Here is an 18961-nt window from a genome sequence, read left to right on the forward strand (position 1 = left end):
TCCGGTCGCACGGATCGTCCCCCTCGCCGCGCCGCCGTTTCGACTTGGGATCCTCCCGCAGAAGGCCCTCGGAGACGGGCCGGACTGGCTCGAACCGATGTCCGACAGCGAGATTGCCCTCTGGGAAGGCCGTCCTCCACGATACACATAGCTGGGCCTGGAGCCTGACGGCCGATCCACGCCTGTCGACCGGGGCCCGGGCTGCCATCCAGGTTGGACGGCCGGTCGCGCTGCTCGACGAGCGGGGTGGTCGAGTCGCATCGCTGGAACCCGCGATCTGTCTCGCCGCCGGTGGGACGCCATGGCGTCATCGCGATCCCTTCGACCGCCTCCTGGCGGCAACGGCCATTGATCACAATCTTCCCGCCGATCTCCGCGGACGTGGCCTTCGACGGCATCGTCCAACGGATCTGGTCGATCAGGCGCACTTGACGCGCCGCCCCTCCGGCGTCCAATCCGGCCGCCCCGGAGGTGAGACCGATGCCGTTCCTCGCCCTGCCCTTTCCGGCCATCGACCCGGTGGCCCTCGCGATCGGGCCGATCACGATCAAATGGTACGCGCTCGCCTACATCGCCGGCCTGATCGGCGGCTGGTACTACGCGCGCCGCCTCGTCATGGCCGACAGCCTCTGGGGCGTGGTCAAGCGCCCGCAGGTCGTCGATATCGACGACCTCGTCGTCTGGGTGGCGTTGGGCGTCGTGCTGGGCGGTCGGATCGGCTACGTGCTGTTCTACAACCTGCCGATGTACCTCGCCGACCCGATGGAGATCCTGGCGATCCGCAACGGCGGCATGTCGTTCCACGGCGGCTTCCTCGGGGCGATCCTGGCCTTCCTGCTCTTCGCCCGGGCCAAGGCGCTCAACGGTTACACGCTCCTCGACATCGGCGCGGTGGTGGTGCCGATCGGCCTGTTCTTCGGGCGCATCGCCAATTTCGTCAACGGTGAACTCTGGGGCCGCGTCGCGCCGGACTTCCCCTACGCCATCGTGTTCCCGAGCGGCGGGCCCCTGCCGCGCCATCCGAGCCAGCTCTACGAGGCCGCCACCGAGGGCCTGCTGCTGTTCATCGTCATGGCGATCAGCGTCCGCCGGTTCGGCTTCCGCAAGCCAGGGCTCCTCGGCGGCATCTTCGTGCTCGGCTATGCGCTGGCCCGAACCGTCTGTGAGTTCTTCCGGGAGCCGGACCGCCAGCTCGGCTTCCTGTTCGGCGACCATCTCGGCCCCATGGGCGGCGGCGTTACCATGGGCATGCTGCTGTGCGTGCCGATGATGATCATCGGGCTCACTTACATCGTGCTCGCCGCGACCGGCCGGACGCGCCCACGCCATCCGGTCGAGGGTCCCATCACCGAGGAGGCGCGCAAGGCGGCCCTGGAGGCGTGACACCGCTGGGCGACGAGATCGCCGCCCTGATCCGCCAGAACGGGCCGATCGGCGTCGACCGCTACATGGCCCTGTGCCTCGGCCATCCGGTCCACGGCTATTACCGCACCCGCGATCCGCTGGGCGCGCGGGGGGATTTCACCACGGCGCCCGAGATCAGCCAGATGTTCGGGGAGCTGATCGGCGCCTGGACTGCCTATGCCCACGGTCTGATCGGGCAGCCGGATCCCCTGGTCCTGGTCGAGCTCGGGCCGGGTCGGGGCACGCTGATGGCGGATGCCCTGCGGGCGCTGCGCGCCGCGGCCCCGGGGGTGCGCGTGGCGCCGCACCTCGTGGAGACCAGCCCGGTGCTGCGGGCCGCGCAGGCGCGCACCCTCTTCGGAACCGGGGCCGCGTGGCATGCCGGGATCGAGACCCTGCCCCCGGGCCCGGCGATCATCCTGGCCAACGAGTTCTTCGATTGCCTCCCGGTCCGCCAGTTCGAGCGCCGGCCGACCGGGTGGCACGAGCGTCAGGTGGGTCTCGGGCCGGGGGGCGGTTTCGCCTTCGGCCTCGCCCCGGAACCGACCCCGGGGCTCGACGCGGAGGGGCCAGTGGGGGCGCTGCTGAGTGTCCCGGCCGCCGGCCTCGCCCTCGTCCGCACGCTGGCGCGGCGCGTCTGCACGGTGGGCGGCGTGCTGCTGGCCATCGATTACGGCCACACGCGCCCCGGATTCGGCGACACCCTTCAGGCCGTCGCCGGACACGGCTTCGCGGACCCGCTGGCCGCCCCGGGCGAGGCCGACCTGACGCACCATGTCGACTTCGCCGCGCTGACGCGCGCGGCGACCGACGCCGGCGCCGGGGTCCACGGGCCGGTGGACCAGGGCGACTTCCTGTTCGCCCTCGGCCTGCGCCCCCGGGCCGACCGGCTGAAGTCCCGGGCCACCGGAAACCAGGCCGCGGAGATCGACGGGGCGGTCGCGCGGCTCACGGATCCGGGGCGCGGCGGGATGGGCAACCTGTTCAAGGTCGTGGCGGTGAGCGGCCCGTCCTTCGGGCCGCTCCCGGGATTTCCGGACGTGTAACGCCTCGGGACGTGGTTCCGGGGACCGGCGCCGTTCAGCCGAACGAGCCGAATCCCGAATCCGTCTGGTTGGAGGGCCGCGGCGTGGGCGGCGCAGGCGGGTTCGGGTCGTCCGGATCGAGGGCGGCGGGCTCGCGCGTCACAGGATGCGGGGGTGCGCTGGGCGGATGCGGCGCCTGGGCCGGCGGCTTCGGCGCATCTCTCAAGGCTTCGGTCTCGATTCCTTGTGACATTGCGGTCCTTCTCGGATGAGGCCGAACCCGGCCCCATATTGCAATGCAGCAAGAATCTGACGCCTGAACGACATCGTCAAGGGGCAGCCCTTGCGGTATCGGAGCGCCACCGACGCGGCGCAGGGGATCGACCATGAGTGCGGGCACACCGATCGAGGCGCCGGACCTGTCCGCGCATGCGGGGATCCGCCACGCGTTCTTCACCCGCCTCGGCGGCGTCTCGGAGGGACTCTACGCCGCGCTGAACGGGGGTCTCGGCTCCGGCGACGCGCAGGAACGCGTGGCCGAGAACCGGGCCCAGATGTGTGCCCATCTCGGACTGCCGGCGGACCGGCTCGTGAGCCTCTATCAGATCCACTCGGCCGAGGTCGTCACCGTCTCGGCACCCGTCGCGGCGGCGGAGCGTCCGCGGGCCGACGCCATGGTGACGCGGGTTCCCGGCCTCGCGCTCGGCATCGCGACGGCCGATTGCGGGCCGATCCTGTTCGCGGATGCCGAGAGCCGGGTCGTCGGCGCCGCCCATGCCGGATGGAAAGGGGCGCTCACCGGGGTCATCGGGGCCACGGTGGCCGCCATGGAGGCCCTGGGCGCCCGCCGGCATCGCATCGTCGCGGTGCTCGGGCCGACGATCGCGCAGGAATCCTACGAGGTCGGACCGGATTTCATCGCGCGTTTCCGCGCGGAAGCCCCGGGGATGGACCGGTTCCTCGGGGCCGGTACCCGGCCGGACCATGCCCAGTTCGATCTGCCCGGCTTCATTCTGGCCCGCCTCGCCGAGGCCGAGATCGGCGGGGCGACGGCGCTGAACCTCTGCACCTATGCCGATGGCGCGCGCTTCTACAGCTACCGCCGGGCCACCCATCGCGGCGAGGCCGATTACGGCCGTCTGATCTCCGCCATCGCGCTCACGGCTTGAGGGGCCCGATGCCTCCCGGAAAGGGGATGCGACATTTTGTCGAAGGCCCGGGGGCCAAAAAAGCGTGGCCGTAACCGAACCTTGGCAATTGGAGTGCGTTGTGGGGTCAAGGTGCCGGGGAATAACGGCGGATTGCCAATAGGGGCCACGAAAGTGGTCGGCGATACCGCGTAGCGCAAAGCATCCCTGGAACCGCTGGAACGCAACCAGACCCCCGTCCCGTTACCGCCCGCTCCGCGGGTGATCCGGGACTATCCAGAGGACCAGACCATGAAATCCCTGCTTCGCGCCACCACCGCCCTCGCGGGTGTCGCCCTCGCCGGCTCCGCCTTCGCCGCCGACCTGCCCCGCCGCGCCGCCCCGCCGCCGGTGTTCACCCCCGTGCCGGTGTTCACCTGGACGGGCGCCTACTTCGGTATCAACGCCGGCTACGCGTTCGACGCCAGCAGCCGCAGCAACAACAACTCCACCTTCGGCGTCCCGGCCCCCTACGCCGCCGCCGGCACCACCGCCACCTTCGGCAACCGCAGCCAGGACGGCTTCTCCGGCGGCGCCCAGATCGGCTACAACTACCAGTTCACCCCGGGCTCGGGCGTGGTCGTCGGCATCGAGGCCGACGCCCAGTACCTCGACTTCGGCCGCAGCCGGAACAACGCCTTCATCAACGGCGCCCTCGCCCCCGGCTACTACGTCACCGACCCGCGCGGCCTGTCGAGCCTCGACTACTTCGGCACCGTGCGCGGCCGCCTCGGCTACGCCTTCGACCGCACCCTCGTGTACGGCACCGGCGGCTTCGCCTACGGCTCGGGCAGCGCCGACCGCTCCTTCGGCGGCTACGCCGGCAACGACAGCTTCCGCACCGGCTACGCGGTCGGCGGCGGCGTCGAGTACGCGCTCCCCACCGACTCGTTCCTGAACTTCTTCCGCTCCTCGGCCGTGACGCTCAAGGTCGAAGGCCTGTACGTCAACCTCGACCGCAACACCCGCAACCAGGGCGCGTTCGTCATCAACGCCGCCAGCAACTTCCCCGCCGTCTACAGCAGCGGCATCGGCCGCCGCTCCGACGAGTTCGCCGTCGTCCGCGCCGGCCTGAACTACAAGTTCGGCTCGTACTAAGACCCGCTACCGGCGCGGCTTCGGCCGCGCCCCCGGTTACGACGACACGGAGAAGCCCGGCCTAGCGGCCGGGCTTCTCGCGTTTTCAGCACGGGAATGAAGTTTTCGCCATCGCCCCTGACAAAGCGTCGCCGGGCACCCATGTCGTGTCGGCCATGCGGCGCGTTCGGGCCCGCGGGCGTTATTCGAGGAGGACGACTCCATGAACAGCGAAGAACGCGACGTCATTTCCGGCATCTTTCAACGGCTGGAGAAGGCCCAGGCTCAGCCCCGCGACGCCGAGGCCGAGCGCTTCATCGCCGACAAGATCCGCGCGCAGCCCTATGCGCCCTACGCGATGGCGCAGCTGATCTACGTGCAGGAAGAGGCGATCAAGAGCCTGAATCAGCAGCTCGAGCAGGCCCGCGGCCAGGCGGCCTCGGCCCAGCCCTCCGGCGGCGGCGGCTTCCTGTCGAGCATCTTCGGTGGCGGCGGCAGCCAGCGCCAGGAGCCGCAGCCCGGCTACGGGCAGCAGCGCCCCGCAGGCCAACCCTGGGGCAATGCGGGCGGCGCGCCGCAGGGCTATCCCCCGCAGGGCTACCCGCAGCAGGGTTACCCGCAGCAGCAGGGCGGCCCCTGGGGCGGCCAGCCGCAGGCTCCGGCGCGCGGCGGCGGGTTCCTCGCCTCGGCGCTCCCCATGGCGGCCGGCGCGGCGGGCGGGATGCTGCTCGGCAGCGCCCTCTCGAACGCCTTCGCGGGCGGCCATTCCAGCCTCGGCAGCGCCGCGGCGGCGGGCCTGGGCGGCGGGGGCGAGACGGTCGTCAACAATTACTACGGTGACGGCGGCAACCAGGATCTCGGCTCGGCCCTCGACAACAGCGGCGGCGGCGGCGACTTCCAGGATGCGAGCTTCGGCGACCCGGGCGGCGATCTCGGCGGCGGCGACGACAGCGACTGGACCTGAGCGGCCCGCTGTCGGCCTCGGAGGTCCCGCCGTTGTGCGGCCGGACCTCCTTCGATCGCGTTGGACCTTGATGGTGTCGAACGCGGCTCAGAGAACCTCGACCCGCGTCCCGACGGGGACGCGCTCGTAGAGATCAACGACGTCGTCGTTCATCATCCGGATACAGCCCGACGAGACCGACTGGCCGATCGTGTTGGGCTCATTCGTGCCGTGGATCCGGTAGAGCGAGGAGCCGAGATAGAGGGCGCGGGCGCCCAGCGGGTTCTCGGGCCCCCCCGCCATGTGGCGCGGCAGGTCAGGGCGGCGGGCCAGCATCTCGGCCGGGGGCGTCCAGTCCGGCCACTCGGCCTTGCGGCTGACGGTCTTGAGCCCGCTCCAGGCGAAGCCGGGCCGGCCGACGCCGATGCCGTAGCGCAGCGCCCGCTGGCCGGGCTGCACGAGATAGAGGTGCTTGCCGGAGGTGTCGATCACGATCGTCCCGGGCCTCTGCGGCCCGGCGAACGCGACCTCCTGGCGCTGGAATTCGGGCGCCACGACGCGGGCGATCCGACCGCCCTCGGCACGGGGCGCAGCGTAGACCGCGGCCGGAGGCGCACCATAGGCCTGGGCTAGTGCCGCATAGGCCTGGGCGGGCTCCGGCTCGGCGGGCAGCAAATCGCCGGAATAGGCCGCGACCCGCTGCGGGGCCATGATCGGCTGCGGGGACGCGTATCGCGGCGCCGCAGGGTAACGCTGCGGCCCGGCCCGGCCGCCGCTTCCGCCGGCACCTGTGACGAGGTACTCGATCAGGCCGCCGCCGTAACCGCCCTCGGCATAGCGCGCCTGCTGCGCCTCGGCGGGGGCGCACCACAGGGAGACGGCCGCCGCGGCCCCCACACACAGACGGACTGAACCCCGCATCGCACCATGCTCCCGCCCCGGGGCATCCGACCCCGGCCCGGGCACGATCCGGCCGAACGCCACCGAATCAGGTGAAGGAACGTGGTAAATCCGCTCCGGGCGCCCGGCCGTCCCGGATCCATGCCCATCAGCGTGAATCGCCGGTAAAACAGCCGGCTGCTGCGCCGCACGCGGACCCGGCGCCAGGAAAGCGCGCCGACGACCTCCGCGCAAGCTTGGCAGTCACAGTCCGCTAACCGATATGGTAGACAGTCGCGACGACGAATCCTGAACGCCAACGCCCGGACGATGACTCAGAAGCGCTATCGCATCGAAGACAGCCTCGGGCTTCCCGGAGCGCCACCGCCGACACCGGGGCTTCCCGCGTCGACCGAGCGGCTGGAGGATATCTTCTCCGCCATTCAAGAGTTGCGCCGCGTCACGCAGATGAGCGCGAGCGAGACCATCGAATCCTGCCGCCGCGAGCTGCATGAAGCGCTTGCCATGCGGACCGAACTCGACGTGATGAAGGAGGCGATCACCCGGACGAAGTCGGAACTGGCGACGCTCCACCGCACCGAGAACACCGGCAAGGGCATGCGCCGGGCCGCGGACGAGCTCGACGCGGTGGTGGATTCCACCGAGCGCGCGACGACGAAGCTCCTCGGCGCCGTCGAGGAAATCGAGATCCATGCGGGCATGCTCAACGCGGCGACGCTGCCGCCCGGCATGAAGGCGCATGTCGACGTCATCCTGGAACGGGTGATCTCCGCCTACGAGGCCTGCAACTTCCAGGATCTGACCGGGCAGCGGATCACCAAGATCGTCGGCGTGATGAAGTTCATCGAGGAGCACCTCGACCGGCTCATCACCACGTGGTCGGAGCTGGACAGCTTCAAGGAACTCATCACCGTCATGCCGGTCTCGACCGCCCTGGACGACGAGAGCTCGCTCCTCAACGGGCCGAAGCTCGACCACGATCCCGGCCACGTCGATCAGAGCGACATCGATTCGCTGTTCGACTGATTCGTCGCCCCCGGACGGGAGAGCGCGAATTTTCTTCGCCGCCCCGGTCCCCGCTCAGCGCGGGAACGCTTAGATCTGCGGTATGAACCGCAGAGCCCTCTCAGACCTGCCCCCCGACACCTTCGACGACGGTCGCGACGCCGAGCGGGACGAAACCGCCGACGCGCCCGAGGCGCCGCTGTCCGACGATCTCGCCCCGGAGATCGATTTCGACTTCGAGCCCGGCGCCGTCCAGGCCGGCACCGAGGTGATTCGCCGCTTCTGGTCGACGCTGCCGTCCTCGCCCGGCGTCTACCGCATGTTCGATCACCGCGGCGACGTCCTCTACGTCGGCAAGGCCAAGAACCTGAAGGCGCGGGTCGGCTCCTATGCAAGGGGCCAGGCGCACTCGAACCGCATCGCCCGGATGATCTCGCAGACGGCGGCGATGGAATTCGTCACCACCGCGACCGAGACAGAGGCGCTGCTCCTCGAAGCCAACCTGATCAAGCAGTTGAAGCCCCGCTTCAACGTGCTGATGCGGGACGACAAGTCGTTTCCCTACATCCTGGTGACCGACGACGGCCCGGCCCCGCAGATCGTCAAGCACCGCGGCGCCCGGCGCCGGAAGGGCAATTATTACGGGCCCTTCGCCAGCGTCTGGGCGGTGAACCGGACGGTGAACGCCCTGCAGCGTGCCTTCCTGCTGCGCACCTGCACCGACAGCTACTACGAGAACCGCACCCGGCCCTGCCTGCTCTACCAGATCAAGCGCTGCTCCGGACCCTGCACGGGGGAGATCACCCCGGAGGATTACGGCGCCATGGCGGATGCGACCCGGGCTTTCCTGGCCGGCAAGTCCAACGCCGTGAAGGATCGGATGCGCGCCGAGATGCAGGACGCCTCCGAAGCCATGGAATTCGAGCGCGCCGCCCGCTACCGCGACCGGATCGCGGCGCTCTCGGCGATCCAGGGGGTGCAGGGCGTCAACACGCAGGGGGTTGAGGAGGCGGACGTGTTCGCCCTCGACGAGCAGGCCGGGCAGTTCTGCATCGAAGTGTTCTTCTTCCGGAACTTCCAGAATTGGGGCAACCGCGCCTATTTCCCGAAGGCCGACCGCTCGATGACCCCCGACGAGGTGCTGGGCTCGTTCATCGGCCAGTTCTACGACGACAAGCCCGCGCCGCGCACGGTGCTGACGAGCCACGCGATCGAGGACGCGGAACTGGTCGCCGCCGCCCTGTCGAGCCGGGTCGAGTACCGGGTCGAACTCCACCGGCCGAGCCGGGGCGAGCGGAAGAACCTGGTCGACTACGCCCAGCGCAACGCCAAGGAGGCCCTGGCCCGGCGCCTCGCCGACACCGCCTCGCAGGGCAAGCTGCTGGCGGCCCTGGGGCAGGCCTTCGGCATGGCGGACACGCCGCGCCGGATCGAGGTCTACGACAATTCCCACATCATGGGGACGAACGCGGTCGGCGGCATGATCGTCGCCGGTCCCACGGGTTTCATGAAGACGCATTACCGCACGTTCAACATCAAGTCCGAGGAACTCGCCCCGGGTGACGATTACGGCATGATGCGGGAGGTGCTGCAGCGCCGCTTCAAGCGGCTCGTGAAGGAGGCGCCGCGCACGCCGCAGGAGGCCGGCGCGGCCGCCGCCGAGGGCGGCGCGCCGGAGCCCGTGCCGGCACCGTCCGAGGATGGCGACGCCTTCCCCGCCTGGCCCGACCTGGTCCTCATCGACGGCGGCAAGGGCCAGCTCGACGCGGCCCGCGCCGCCCTCGACGCGGCCGGCGTCTCGGGGGTGCCGCTCGTCGGCGTCGCCAAGGGGCGCGACCGGGATGCCGGCCGCGAGACGTTTTTCGTGCCCGGCCGGCCGCCGTTCAAGCTTCCGCCGCGCGACCCGACGCTCTACTTCGTGCAGCGGCTCCGCGACGAGGCCCACCGCTTCGCCATCGGGAGCCATCGGGCCAAGCGCAAGCGTGAGATGGTGAAGAATCCCTTGGACGAGATCGCCGGCATCGGTCCCAGCCGCAAGCGCGCGCTGCTGCATCATTTCGGAACCGTCAAGGCGATCGAGCGCGCCGCCTTCGAGGACCTGGCCAAGGCCCCGGGGGTCAACGCCGCCACCGCGCGGGCGGTCTACGACTTCTTCCATGCCGGCGCCTGAGACCCCCGCCGCCGGGGCCGAGCCGGGCACCGAGACGTTGACGCCCGGGCCGCGCTCTGATTTCACCCCGACGATGAACGCCGTCCTTCCCCGACGACGGTCGCCGGCCTGGACGCTCGCGAATTGCCTGACCTACGGGCGCCTCGTCGCGGTGCCGGTGATGGTCGCGCTGCTGTTCTGGCCCGATTCCAACCCCGCCCGGTGGACGGCGCTGGGGGTGTTCGTGGTGGCCGCGATCACCGACTATCTCGACGGCTATGTCGCGCGGACCTACCATCAGAGTTCCGCGCTCGGTCGGATGCTCGACCCGATCGCCGACAAGCTCCTGGTCTCGGCCTGCCTGCTGATGCTGGCGGCGGACCACACGATCATTGGATCCAGCGTCTGGGCGGCCATCGTGATCCTGTGCCGCGAGGTGCTGGTCTCCGGCCTGCGGGAGTACCTGGCCGAGTTGAAGGTCGGCGTGCCGGTGAGCAAGATCGCCAAGTGGAAGACGACCGTGCAGCTGGTGGCGCTGGGCTTCCTCGTGGCCGGCCCGGCCGGCGAGACGGTGCTCCCGGGGACGGAGCGGATCGGCCTCACGCTGCTGTGGCTTGCCGCCGCGCTCACGATCTGGACCGGCTGGGACTACATGCGTGCCGGGATCAAGCACGTGATCGACGACACGCGCTGATCGCTTGGGTCGCGGACCGCGCGCTCCCGGCATCCCCCCCTCGCCACGGTGTAATCGGATGAAGCTCGTCTACTTCGCCTGGGTCCGCGAGCGGATCGGCCGCCCCGAGGAGGAGCTGACGCCGCCGCCGGCGGTCGCCACCGTGGCCGACCTCGTGACGTGGCTCCGGGGGCGCGGCGAGGAATACGCCTACGCGTTCGCGGATCCGGACGTGGTGCGGGCCGCCGTCGACCGCGTCCATGCCAAGGCGGACGCGCCGATCGCGGGCGCCGGCGAGATCGCCTTCTTCCCGCCGATGACGGGCGGCTGAGGGCCGGCGGCAGCGGCGCACGTAGTCCCCCGGGCTTGAACCGAATCGGGCCGCGGCCCCAATGGAGCCGTCGCTCCGGCTATCCCTCACTGCCGAACGGCGCGCGGACCGAGCCAAGTTCCCTTACGGGTTCGGTCCGCCACACACGCCTCCCGATCGGCGGAACGCTCAAGCTGGGATCGCCGTTACACGGTGCCGAATTCCGGTCTTGGAGTCCCAGCATGCGCAATACATTGCTCGCCGCCGCCGCTCTTCTCAGTCTCTGCGCCACCGCGCAGGCTCAGACCACAGTCATCGAGCGCGACCGCCCCGCCGTCGTGGTCGATCACCCGGCCTCCGAATCGAAGTCCGTCACCGTTCACGACCACGGCGACGGCTGCGTCACCAAGACGGTGCGTAAGGAGAACGACATGGGGGATTCCAAGACGGTGCAGAAGGAATCCTGCGACTGAGGCTCGTCATGGCGCCGGACCGGGTTTTCTGGTCCGGCGCGTTTGGTCGGGGGGGCCCGCCGATGCGGTCACGCCGCCTTAGGTTTTAAAGCTTGTTTGACGGGTCTTCCCCCGTCGCGACCTCATCCTCAGACGGCGGAGCGGGGTCCTCCAGCCAGTCGCGCGATTGCTGGAGGCCTCCTTCGAGGCTGCTGCGCAGAACCTCAGGATGAGGAGAAGATTGGGACCGACGTCAGTCAAAACCGTCACGCGACGGCAAGTGCGCAGGCAAACGGACCCTTGAAACCTGCCGGACGGAAAATGGGTGGGTTGCCCGCGCGGGCTGCACCGTACGCAAACAGACCTGAAACAGCGCCGGATCCCGCTCAGCGCCAGCCGGCATCCACGAAATAACCGTGGCCCGTGCACATGCGCGCGTCGTCCGAGGCCAGGAACAGGACCAGGGCGGCGACGTCGGCCGGCTGGATCCGCCCGTCGAGGCATTGCGAGGCGACGATCTCGGCCTCGCCGTCCGGGGTGTACCACGTCTCCTGGCGCGGGGTCTGGACGTTGCCCGGCAGGATGGAGGCCACCCGGATACCGTCGCGGCCGAGATCGCGGGCCAGGGCGCGGCTCATCCCCTCGATGGCCGCCTTCGCGGTCTGGTAGACTGCCAAGTCCTTCAGGCCGAGATGCCAGCTGATCGATCCGAAGTTCAGGATCGCGCCGCCACCGGCGCGGCGCATGGCCGGCACCGCCGCCTGCGCGGCGAAGAACAGGTGGCGCAGATTCACCGCGATCCGATCGTCCCAGTAGGCCGGTGTGACCTCGTCGAGCTTGTGTCGGTCGTCGTTGCCGGCATTGTTGACCAGCACGTCGAGGCCGCCGAGCGCGGCCTCGGCCTCAACCACCAGTGCGCGCACGGCCGTGACATCCGTGAGATCGCAGCGTCGATAAAGGGGCGCGTGCGCCGCGTCTGGGGAGAGGCGCGCGAGCAGAGTTTCGGCCGCGCCATCCGCGATGTCGCAGAACAGGACGCGCGCGCCCTGCGCGACGAACGCCTCGACGACGCCCTCGCCGATCCCCGACGCCCCCCCCGTCACCAGCACGCGCTTATCGCGGAGGCTCGGATAGATCGCCCGGTTCGCCGGCATGGATGGCATCGGTTGGCCTGCTCATAGGACCGCGCCCCGGTCCGACTTGTATGAGTTTTACCACGGGTTCGCCGGCATGCAACCGAGCGGGACAGCTCGGGGATTGGCGAAACGTTAACGATTCGCGAATGAGATCGGCGCGTCTTCTAGAAAGGAACGCGCCATGCCCCTGCGCCTGGAACTCAAGCCGTTCGAGCGCCTGATCGTCAACGGCGCCCTGTTGCGCAACGGGGACCGCCGCTCGACCTTCCTGATCGAGACGCAGTGCAAGTTCCTCCGCGAGAGCGAGATCATCACGGAGAGCGAGGCCGATACGGCCTGCAAGCAGCTCCACCTGACGCTGACGGTGATCTACCTGGCCGACGACCCGGCTCAGGGGATCGACCTGTTCTTCCGCCAAGCCACCGACCTGATCCGGCAGGCACCGGCGGCCGCGCCGCAGATCGCCGCCATCGCGGAGCTCGTCGAGACCGGCGAGCATTACCGCGCCCTCAAGCTGAGCCGGAAGCTCGTCGAGTGGGAGAGCGCGGGCCGGGCGCCCCCGTCGGACCCTCCGGCACCGACGGACGCCCCGTAGGCGACGCCGGGGTTCAGCCCGGGTTGCCCTGCAGGCCGGCAGCCACGTGATTGTTGATCGAGACCAGCGTCGCGATCTTCTCCGGCGTCGGCGCGATCATCGTGTCGACGCAGCTGCGCAGGACGAACACGCCCAGGCGCCCCACGCCCTGCTTCACGTCGACGGGGAGCGGGTTCTCGTCGGCGGTCGCCTCCGAACTCAGCAGCGTCCAGACGCGCTGGTTGTACGACAGCGCCTCATGGAGGCGGGCATTCTCCCCCGCATCGAGCGCTTGGCTGGCGCCGAGCAGGCGCTGAGCCGCCTTCAGCAGGAGCTGGGATTCGGCCTCACGGGGCGTCAGCGCGCTGTGGGCGGTTCTGGCGTAAGCATTGGCGGCGTTGTTCATCGGCGGTGCGGACCCCGGCATCAGTCCTGCCGTCCGGGCAGGCTTGCCGTTAGCTGTCGCAGACCAGGAGTTAAGACTGCGTGTGCGTCGGGTCGGCCATGATAACGCCGGGTTGGACAACGACCACACTGTGTGGCCCCAGAGTCCGGCCTCGAATCAGGTCAGCAATGCTGAATTTTTTTCTCGGAACCGTGGCCGGCGGTCTCATCGTCGGCGTGCTGACCATCGCGGCCGTTCGGCAACCGGAGGTTCAGGCGCGCTTCGGTTTGAAGCCGCCGCCGGTCCCGGCGGCCCTGACGGTGGTCACCAAGCCGCCGGAGCCGGATTGCGGCCGGCGCACGGATTCCACCCCCAAGGGGGCCGCGCAGGAGATCCTGTTCAACCGCCAGCGATTCTGGTCGGTCTCGCCGTGATCAGAGCGCTCCGATCAGCACCAGCAGCATCGTCGCCGCGACGGTGGTGCTGACGAAGCCGCACAGGGCGGCCGCGAAGGACGGGCCGGTCCGGACGGCGGACGATTCGGTCTCGTTCGGGAGCGTGGCGGAGGTCATCGGTGCAAAACCTTGTGGGCGACATGCGTCGCGCATGACAGGACGATGCTGCGGAAGCGGGCGGCCCGATGTGCGGACGCGCACGGTTCAGTCGCAGCGGTTGATTTTCTTGGCGATCCGCAGGCCCCGCAGCTCGCTCCGCAAGTCAATCGCCACAACGCCCTCGCCGCATCGTTCGAATGCATCACGGGCGTCGTCGTAGCGGTCGCCGACTTCGTCGAGCGTGTCGCAGACGCGGTCATGGTTGCCTAGCCGCGCCTCCTGGCGCGCCTGGAAGCGCAGGGCACTCGCCTCATCGACCTTGCGCTGGGCCTCCAGGCACGCCGGCAGGGCCAGCGCCGAGGAGGTCAGGGCGAGGCCGGCCAGGGGGCCGGCGAGGCAACGGAGAAGAGCAGCCGAACTGGCTCTCACGGGAACACTCACACACGCGTTGGCAGGGCGGGCCGGGTCGGCACCGCCCGGTTTCTCGGGGCAGCGCATGACTGCCCCTTTCTGTCCGCTGAAACGGTGAAGCTGTGGTGAAGGTTCCGGCCGAGTCAGCGCTTCCCGCGCAGCCGGGAGGTGAGGATTGCGGGGAGCGTCACGGGCGCGGCGCCCATCGGGTCGACACCGACATCGTATTGCTTGGGCATCGGCTTCAGCTTGCCGTGGCTGTGCCCGTGCAGGTTGAGAGCGCCACGGCTCATCCCGTTCCAGGTGCGGAACGCGTAGTGGCAGAGGACCACCATCCGGCCTTCGACGTCGAACTCGGCGTAGTGGCGCACCGAGGCCCAACCGGGCGCCTCCAGGGTCTCGGGCCCGTCGTTGTTGCCGGCGATCAGATGCTTCTCGCCGGCGAGGCCGTCGAGGATCTCGCGGATGCGGGTTCCGGTCGGGCCGAGGGCGAAATCGCCGAGGTGCCAGACGGTGTCGCCGGGCGCCACGGTCGCGTTCCAGGCCGCGATCAGGCCGGCATCGTGGGCGGCGAGGTCCGGATAGGGCCTGTGGTCGAAGCGCAGGGCCCGCGGATCGCCGAAATGGGTGTCGCCCGTGAAGAAGATGGTCACCGATCGGCTCCGCCGGACACGAGAAGGTTTCCCGACAGACGATGCGCGGCGGCACGCTGTCTCGCGCCGAAGTGCGTGGCGGCCGGGAGGGTTCCCGCGAAACGTGACGCGCGGGCCCGTTGACGCCGGCCCTGCCCGCGGCGAAGCCTGCGCGTCAAAGACGAGGCGGGAGGATCCGACGATGCTGGGGACGGTGGGCTTCGCGTTCCTGGCCGGATGCCTGTCGATCCTGTCCCCGTGCGTGCTGCCGCTGGTGCCGATCGTGCTCGGGACCGCGGCCTCGGAGCACCGGCTCGGGCCCATGGCCCTGGCCGCGGGGCTGGCGATCAGCTTCACGGCGATCGGCCTGTTCGTGGCGACCGTCGGCTTCGCCATCGGCCTCGACGGGGACGTGTTCCGCAGCGCCGGCGCGATCCTCATGGTGAGCGTGGGGCTCGTGCTCATGCTGCCGCGGCTCCAGGCCCGGGTCGCGACCGTGGCGGGACCGGTCGGCGCCTGGGCCGAGGAGCGGTTCGGCGGCGCCGGGCCGGGCGGGTTGCCCGGCCAGTTCGCCGTCGGGCTGCTGCTCGGGGCGGCCTGGAGCCCCTGTGTCGGCCCGACCCTCGGGGCCGCCTCGCTGATGGCGGCGCGGGGCGAGCATCTCGGGAGCGTCGCCCTGACGATGCTGGCGTTCGGGATCGGGGCCGCCCTGCCGCTGATGCTGCTCGGCTTCGTCTCCCGCGAGGCGCTGATGCGGTGGCGCGGCGGCCTCGCTTCGGCCGGCCGGGCCGCGAAGGCCGCCCTGGGCGCCGTGCTCGTCGTCCTGGGCCTGCTGGTGCTGACCGGCCTCGACAAGCGCACGGAGGCGGCCCTCGTCGCGGCCTCGCCGGACTGGCTCAACACGGTGACGACACGCTACTGACCGCCATCCCTCGGGACGATGACCGAGAGGCAATCTTCAACATTCGCGTCCAGACTGCCGCCGCACACGCCGCCCGAGCCCCCTTGACCGACACCCCCGCCCCGCCATCGCCGGCCCATGGCATCGCCGGCTGGCCCTTCGGACCGGCCGTCACCGGCCCGGCCCGGCCGGCATCGCTGCCCGATGGGCGGCCCTGGCCGCGGATCCGCGTCGTCACCGTGGCCGGGGCCGGGGCGGACCTGCGCGAGACCGTGGCGTCTGTCCTGCGCCAGGATTATCCGGACCTCCGGCACGACCTCGTGGCGCCCGATGGCGCGGGGCCGGCCGTCGCCCGGATGCTGGCCGATCCGGGTATCGACCATCTCGTCTGGCTCGCTCCGGGCGACCTCCTCGCCCCCGGGGCACTGATCGCCCTGGCGCTGGAGGCGGCGCTGACGGGCGCCGCCGCGGTGACGGGCCTGCGCGTCCTGTTCGACGACGCGGTCCGCGGTCTCGACGTTGCGGATGGCGGGGTGCTCTGGGCACGCGCGGGCCTCGGCACCCAGGCCCGCCTCGACGCCGACGGGACGCTCAACCCGGCGGCCTGGTCGGCGATCCCGGATGGCGGCCGCAGCTGCGTCGGCCGCCCGGTCCTGCTGCACAGGCTGACGCAGGGATCAGCCGCGCCCGACGGTCTGTCGATCGTTTCTCTGACCGGAACGGGAACGCAGGGCGGGGCCGGCGTGGCGCAGCGGCGGCTGGCCGAAGCCCTGGCGCTCGCAGGCCATCGCGTCACACCGGTTATCCTGAGCGACCGCCCGGAAGCGGCCGAGTGGACCGATGCCTTCCCGCGGGCCGAGGCGGCGATCACGGCGGTTGCGCCCGACCTCGTCCTCGCCGGCAACCTGCACGGGGCGACGCGCAGCCTCGACGTGGTCGACCGCCTCGGGCGGCACGGCCCGGTCGCCCTGGTGCTGCACGACCTGTTCCCCCTGACCGGCCGGTGCTGCCACCCCCGGGATTGCGGCCGCGCCGCGATCGGCTGCGACGCCGCCTGTCCGGGTCCCGACGAGTACCCGCAGCTCGCCCCCGGCCGGATCGCCGGCATGCATGCCCGCAAGCGCGCGACGCTCGCCGGCCTCGCCGGCCCCTGGCTGCTCGCCAATTCCGACTGGACGCTGGCGCGCGCCCGGGCGCTGGCCCCTCCCGGCACCGTGGCGGAGCCGATCCGGCTCGCCTTCCCCACCGCGGTCTTCCGCCCGGGCGACCGTGCCGCCCTGCGCCGGAGGCTCGGCCTGCCGCCGGACGACGTGCTGATCCTGGTCTCCGCGGTGATCGTCGACGGGCCGGACAAGGGTTTCCAGGACCTGCGGGCGGCCCTGCAGGCGGTGGCGCGGCCGGGCGTGGGCTTCGTGGCGGTGGGCCGCCTCGACGATCCCGCCCGGTTCGGGATCGCCAACCTGGTCGCGCCGGGGCTGATCGCCGACGAGGATACCCTGGCGGCCTGGTATGGCGCCTGCGATCTTCACGTCACCGCGAGCCGGCACGAGACCCTCGGGCAGACGCCGATCGAGGCCGGCCTGTGCGGCGTGCCGACCCTGGCCTACCGAACCTCCGGTCTGACCTCCGCGGTGATCGACGGCGTGTCGGGCCGCCTCGTGCCCATGGAGCCCGGCGCCCTCGCCGAAGCCCTGGCGACGCTGGTCGGCGATCCGGAGGCGCGCGCCCGGCTCGGCGCCTTCGCGCGGATCGCCCTGGAAAGCCGCTACAGCCCGGCCGCCGCCGTCCTGTCCCTCGAGGCCGTCTTGCGGCGGCACGGGCTCGGGGACGTGGCGGTACGGCCGCGTTTCGCCCCCGCGATGCTCGGCCATTTCCCGTTCGCGGCCGAGCGGCAGGCGGGCACGGCCGGAACCGTTGCGCCGGCCTCGCCGCCGCTGGTGCGCCGGCTGCGCCGAGCCAAGCAGATGGTCCTCGGGCGGCGGATGCCCCTCCTCGTGCGCCGCTGCCTCTACCTCGCGGGAACGCTGCGCCGGAGCGCACCGTGAGCGCGGGCCCGGCGGGCGCGATCCGGCGGATCTATCTCGACCAGACGCACCTGCGTGGCCACGTCACCGGGATCGAGCGGGTCACCCTCGACCTGTTCGCCCCCGAGCGGCTCGCTCCGCACGCGGTCCATCCGGTCACCAGCCGATCGCTGCCGGGCATGATCGGCGCGCAGCAGCTCACGCTCCCCCTGCGCGCAATTCGGGACCGGGACGCGCTCGTCCTGTTCCCGGGCTTTCCGCCGGGACCGCTCTGCGCGCTCGCGGCGTCCCGCTGCCTGCTCTACGTGCACGACACCTTCCTCCTGACCCGCCCGGAGGATCTGAGCCTGCGTAGCCGGCTCTACATGAGTCCGAGCTTCGCGCTGGCCCTGCGCTGGTGCCCGAACCTGTTCGTCAACAGCCGGACCACCGGCGCGGCCGTGCGCGCCGTCTGCGCGCGCGGGGCCCGGGTCGCGCTGCTGCGGCCGCCCGTGCGCGACGCGTTCGGCCTGGGCGACCTTTCGGGACCGGCGCCCTACGCGCCCGGCGGCACGGTGCGGCTCCTCGCCATCGGGACGGTCGAGCCCCGGAAGAACTACCCGGCCGCCCTCGCCCTGACGGCGGCGCTGATCCGCGCCGGCGTGGCGGCGGAACTGCACCTCGTGGGCCGGGTCGGCTGGGGCCGGCACGCATTTCTGGACGATCCCCCACCTTTCCTGCACCGGCACGGCTACCTGTCCGATGCCGCGCTGCGGGATCTCGTGGCCTCGTGCCACGTGCTGCTCTCGACGTCGAAGGCGGAGGGGCTCGGCCTGCCGCTGCTGGAGGTCCAGCATGGCGGCTTGCCGGTGGTGGCGCCGGACGAGGCCGTCTTCCGAGAGGTGCTGGGCCGCTCCGGCCTGCTGATCCGCCCGGAGGAGCCGGACGCCGCCGCTTCCGCCCTGATGGCCTGGCTGTCCGGGGATGGCCTGGCCCGCGCGGCCGGCGCCAGCCGGGACAACGTGGTGCGGTGGAACGCCGCGGCAGCCGGCGACGAAGTGCGCTTTCACCGCTTCCTCGCGGGCGATCCCGCCGCCTACGGCGCCGCGGATTCCGTTGTCGCGTCCGCGGATTTTGGCTGAGGCGACCTACGTAGTCCCCGACAAGAGCGCAGCGTTTATCGCCTTAAAGGTGTGGGATTTCAATTCGTCGCCGGGGGCTTAATCTAGGCGCGCGCTGG

Annotated in this window: 21 protein-coding genes; 15 read left to right on the plus strand and 6 right to left on the minus strand. The window is 70.9% G+C overall.

Features of this window, described 5'->3' with window-relative positions; all coding sequences use genetic code 11:
- The first annotated feature begins 480 nt into the window (after positions 1–480).
- The 5 genes from lgt (at position 481) to AC3IF3_RS06770 (ending at position 5657) form a co-directional block, all read left to right on the plus strand.
- Complete coding sequence (gene lgt, locus AC3IF3_RS06750; protein WP_489227929.1) at positions 481–1383, plus strand: prolipoprotein diacylglyceryl transferase; 903 nt, start codon at positions 481–483, stop codon at positions 1381–1383.
- Positions 1380–2450: a class I SAM-dependent methyltransferase gene (locus AC3IF3_RS06755; protein WP_489227930.1), complete on the plus strand. Its 1071-nt coding sequence runs from the start codon at positions 1380–1382 to the stop codon at positions 2448–2450. Before lgt ends, AC3IF3_RS06755 begins: the two co-directional genes overlap by 4 nt.
- 365 nt (positions 2451–2815) lie before the next feature.
- On the plus strand, positions 2816–3598 hold the full coding sequence (pgeF, locus tag AC3IF3_RS06760; RefSeq protein WP_489227931.1) for a peptidoglycan editing factor PgeF: 783 nt from the start codon (positions 2816–2818) through the stop codon (positions 3596–3598).
- 270 nt (positions 3599–3868) lie between these two features.
- A complete protein-coding gene (locus tag AC3IF3_RS06765) occupies positions 3869–4714 on the plus strand; it encodes an outer membrane protein (RefSeq protein ID WP_489220216.1) in 846 nt (281 codons plus the stop codon).
- Positions 4715–4916: 202 nt separating this feature from the next.
- Positions 4917–5657 (plus strand): DUF2076 domain-containing protein, encoded by a 741-nt coding sequence (locus tag AC3IF3_RS06770; RefSeq protein WP_489220217.1) that lies wholly within the window; start codon positions 4917–4919, stop codon positions 5655–5657.
- Positions 5658–5744: 87 nt separating this feature from the next.
- Here the strand turns inward: AC3IF3_RS06770 and AC3IF3_RS06775 are convergent, their stop codons facing one another.
- Entirely contained in the window at positions 5745–6557 is an 813-nt protein-coding gene (locus AC3IF3_RS06775; RefSeq protein WP_243967826.1) for a L,D-transpeptidase, read from the minus strand.
- A 288-nt stretch (positions 6558–6845) separates the two neighbouring features.
- On the opposite strand from AC3IF3_RS06775, the gene AC3IF3_RS06780 reads away from it, so the two are divergent.
- The 5 genes from AC3IF3_RS06780 to AC3IF3_RS06800 all read left to right on the plus strand — a co-directional run bounded on the left by AC3IF3_RS06780 (position 6846) and on the right by AC3IF3_RS06800 (position 11146).
- On the plus strand, positions 6846–7562 hold the full coding sequence (locus tag AC3IF3_RS06780) for a protein phosphatase CheZ (RefSeq protein WP_243967828.1): 717 nt from the start codon (positions 6846–6848) through the stop codon (positions 7560–7562).
- An 82-nt stretch (positions 7563–7644) separates the two neighbouring features.
- Positions 7645–9711, plus strand: a complete 2067-nt coding sequence (gene uvrC, locus AC3IF3_RS06785) for an excinuclease ABC subunit UvrC (RefSeq protein ID WP_243967830.1) — start codon at positions 7645–7647, stop codon at positions 9709–9711.
- A 73-nt stretch (positions 9712–9784) separates the two neighbouring features.
- Positions 9785–10384, plus strand: coding sequence for a CDP-diacylglycerol--glycerol-3-phosphate 3-phosphatidyltransferase (gene pgsA, locus AC3IF3_RS06790; RefSeq protein ID WP_243967905.1), 600 nt, complete (start codon positions 9785–9787; stop codon positions 10382–10384).
- A 58-nt stretch (positions 10385–10442) separates the two neighbouring features.
- Positions 10443–10694, plus strand: a complete 252-nt coding sequence (moaD, locus tag AC3IF3_RS06795; protein ID WP_243967831.1) for a molybdopterin converting factor subunit 1 — start codon at positions 10443–10445, stop codon at positions 10692–10694.
- Between the two features lie 221 nt (positions 10695–10915).
- A complete protein-coding gene (locus tag AC3IF3_RS06800) occupies positions 10916–11146 on the plus strand; it encodes a hypothetical protein (RefSeq protein WP_243967832.1) in 231 nt (76 codons plus the stop codon).
- A 365-nt stretch (positions 11147–11511) separates the two neighbouring features.
- On the opposite strand, the gene xylB is transcribed toward AC3IF3_RS06800, so the two are convergent.
- Complete coding sequence (xylB, locus tag AC3IF3_RS06805; protein WP_409564797.1) at positions 11512–12288, minus strand: D-xylose 1-dehydrogenase; 777 nt, start codon at positions 12286–12288, stop codon at positions 11512–11514.
- A 154-nt stretch (positions 12289–12442) separates the two neighbouring features.
- Here xylB and AC3IF3_RS06810 point away from each other — a divergent pair, with 154 nt between their 5' ends.
- Entirely contained in the window at positions 12443–12856 is a 414-nt protein-coding gene (locus AC3IF3_RS06810; RefSeq protein ID WP_243967834.1) for a flagellar biosynthesis repressor FlbT, read from the plus strand.
- A 13-nt stretch (positions 12857–12869) separates the two neighbouring features.
- Here the strand turns inward: AC3IF3_RS06810 and flaF are convergent, their stop codons facing one another.
- Positions 12870–13262, minus strand: a complete 393-nt coding sequence (gene flaF, locus AC3IF3_RS06815; RefSeq protein ID WP_243967835.1) for a flagellar biosynthesis regulator FlaF — start codon at positions 13260–13262, stop codon at positions 12870–12872.
- Between the two features lie 146 nt (positions 13263–13408).
- Here flaF and AC3IF3_RS06820 point away from each other — a divergent pair, with 146 nt between their 5' ends.
- Complete coding sequence (locus tag AC3IF3_RS06820; protein ID WP_489227932.1) at positions 13409–13654, plus strand: hypothetical protein; 246 nt, start codon at positions 13409–13411, stop codon at positions 13652–13654.
- Here AC3IF3_RS06820 and AC3IF3_RS06825 read toward each other — a convergent pair whose 3' ends face one another.
- The 3 genes from AC3IF3_RS06825 to AC3IF3_RS06835 form a co-directional block, all read right to left on the minus strand.
- Positions 13655–13792, minus strand: coding sequence for a hypothetical protein (locus AC3IF3_RS06825; RefSeq protein WP_243967838.1), 138 nt, complete (start codon positions 13790–13792; stop codon positions 13655–13657). It lies immediately after the preceding gene.
- 87 nt (positions 13793–13879) lie between these two features.
- Positions 13880–14203: a hypothetical protein gene (locus tag AC3IF3_RS06830; protein WP_489227933.1), complete on the minus strand. Its 324-nt coding sequence runs from the start codon at positions 14201–14203 to the stop codon at positions 13880–13882.
- 125 nt (positions 14204–14328) lie between these two features.
- Positions 14329–14838 (minus strand): metallophosphoesterase family protein, encoded by a 510-nt coding sequence (locus AC3IF3_RS06835; protein WP_489227934.1) that lies wholly within the window; start codon positions 14836–14838, stop codon positions 14329–14331.
- A 181-nt stretch (positions 14839–15019) separates the two neighbouring features.
- Between AC3IF3_RS06835 and AC3IF3_RS06840 the strand changes: the two genes are divergently transcribed.
- The 3 genes from AC3IF3_RS06840 to AC3IF3_RS06850 all read left to right on the plus strand — a co-directional run bounded on the left by AC3IF3_RS06840 (position 15020) and on the right by AC3IF3_RS06850 (position 18863).
- Positions 15020–15739, plus strand: a complete 720-nt coding sequence (locus AC3IF3_RS06840) for a cytochrome c biogenesis CcdA family protein (protein WP_489227935.1) — start codon at positions 15020–15022, stop codon at positions 15737–15739.
- Positions 15740–15822: 83 nt separating this feature from the next.
- Positions 15823–17763 (plus strand): glycosyltransferase, encoded by a 1941-nt coding sequence (locus AC3IF3_RS06845; RefSeq protein WP_489227936.1) that lies wholly within the window; start codon positions 15823–15825, stop codon positions 17761–17763.
- Positions 17760–18863, plus strand: a complete 1104-nt coding sequence (locus AC3IF3_RS06850) for a glycosyltransferase (protein ID WP_489227937.1) — start codon at positions 17760–17762, stop codon at positions 18861–18863. Before AC3IF3_RS06845 ends, AC3IF3_RS06850 begins: the two co-directional genes overlap by 4 nt.
- The last annotated feature ends 98 nt before the right edge of the window (positions 18864–18961 follow it).

The organism is Methylobacterium sp. J-118, assembly GCF_057836565.1.

Bases quoted from the DNA above. Each gene is read 5' to 3' on its own strand.
- lgt (WP_489227929.1), top strand. From the start codon at position 481: ATGCCGTTCCTCGCCCTGCCCTTTCCGGCCATCGACCCGGTGGCCCTC.
- pgeF (WP_489227931.1), top strand. From the start codon at position 2,816: ATGAGTGCGGGCACACCGATCGAGGCGCCGGACCTGTCCGCGCATGCG.
- AC3IF3_RS06765 (WP_489220216.1), top strand. From the start codon at position 3,869: ATGAAATCCCTGCTTCGCGCCACCACCGCCCTCGCGGGTGTCGCCCTC.
- AC3IF3_RS06770 (WP_489220217.1), top strand. From the start codon at position 4,917: ATGAACAGCGAAGAACGCGACGTCATTTCCGGCATCTTTCAACGGCTG.
- AC3IF3_RS06775 (WP_243967826.1), bottom strand. From the start codon at position 6,557: ATGCGGGGTTCAGTCCGTCTGTGTGTGGGGGCCGCGGCGGCCGTCTCC.
- AC3IF3_RS06780 (WP_243967828.1), top strand. From the start codon at position 6,846: ATGACTCAGAAGCGCTATCGCATCGAAGACAGCCTCGGGCTTCCCGGA.
- uvrC (WP_243967830.1), top strand. From the start codon at position 7,645: ATGAACCGCAGAGCCCTCTCAGACCTGCCCCCCGACACCTTCGACGAC.
- pgsA (WP_243967905.1), top strand. From the start codon at position 9,785: ATGAACGCCGTCCTTCCCCGACGACGGTCGCCGGCCTGGACGCTCGCG.
- moaD (WP_243967831.1), top strand. From the start codon at position 10,443: ATGAAGCTCGTCTACTTCGCCTGGGTCCGCGAGCGGATCGGCCGCCCC.
- AC3IF3_RS06800 (WP_243967832.1), top strand. From the start codon at position 10,916: ATGCGCAATACATTGCTCGCCGCCGCCGCTCTTCTCAGTCTCTGCGCC.
- xylB (WP_409564797.1), bottom strand. From the start codon at position 12,288: ATGCCATCCATGCCGGCGAACCGGGCGATCTATCCGAGCCTCCGCGAT.
- AC3IF3_RS06810 (WP_243967834.1), top strand. From the start codon at position 12,443: ATGCCCCTGCGCCTGGAACTCAAGCCGTTCGAGCGCCTGATCGTCAAC.
- flaF (WP_243967835.1), bottom strand. From the start codon at position 13,262: ATGCCGGGGTCCGCACCGCCGATGAACAACGCCGCCAATGCTTACGCC.
- AC3IF3_RS06820 (WP_489227932.1), top strand. From the start codon at position 13,409: ATGCTGAATTTTTTTCTCGGAACCGTGGCCGGCGGTCTCATCGTCGGC.
- AC3IF3_RS06825 (WP_243967838.1), bottom strand. From the start codon at position 13,792: ATGACCTCCGCCACGCTCCCGAACGAGACCGAATCGTCCGCCGTCCGG.
- AC3IF3_RS06840 (WP_489227935.1), top strand. From the start codon at position 15,020: ATGCTGGGGACGGTGGGCTTCGCGTTCCTGGCCGGATGCCTGTCGATC.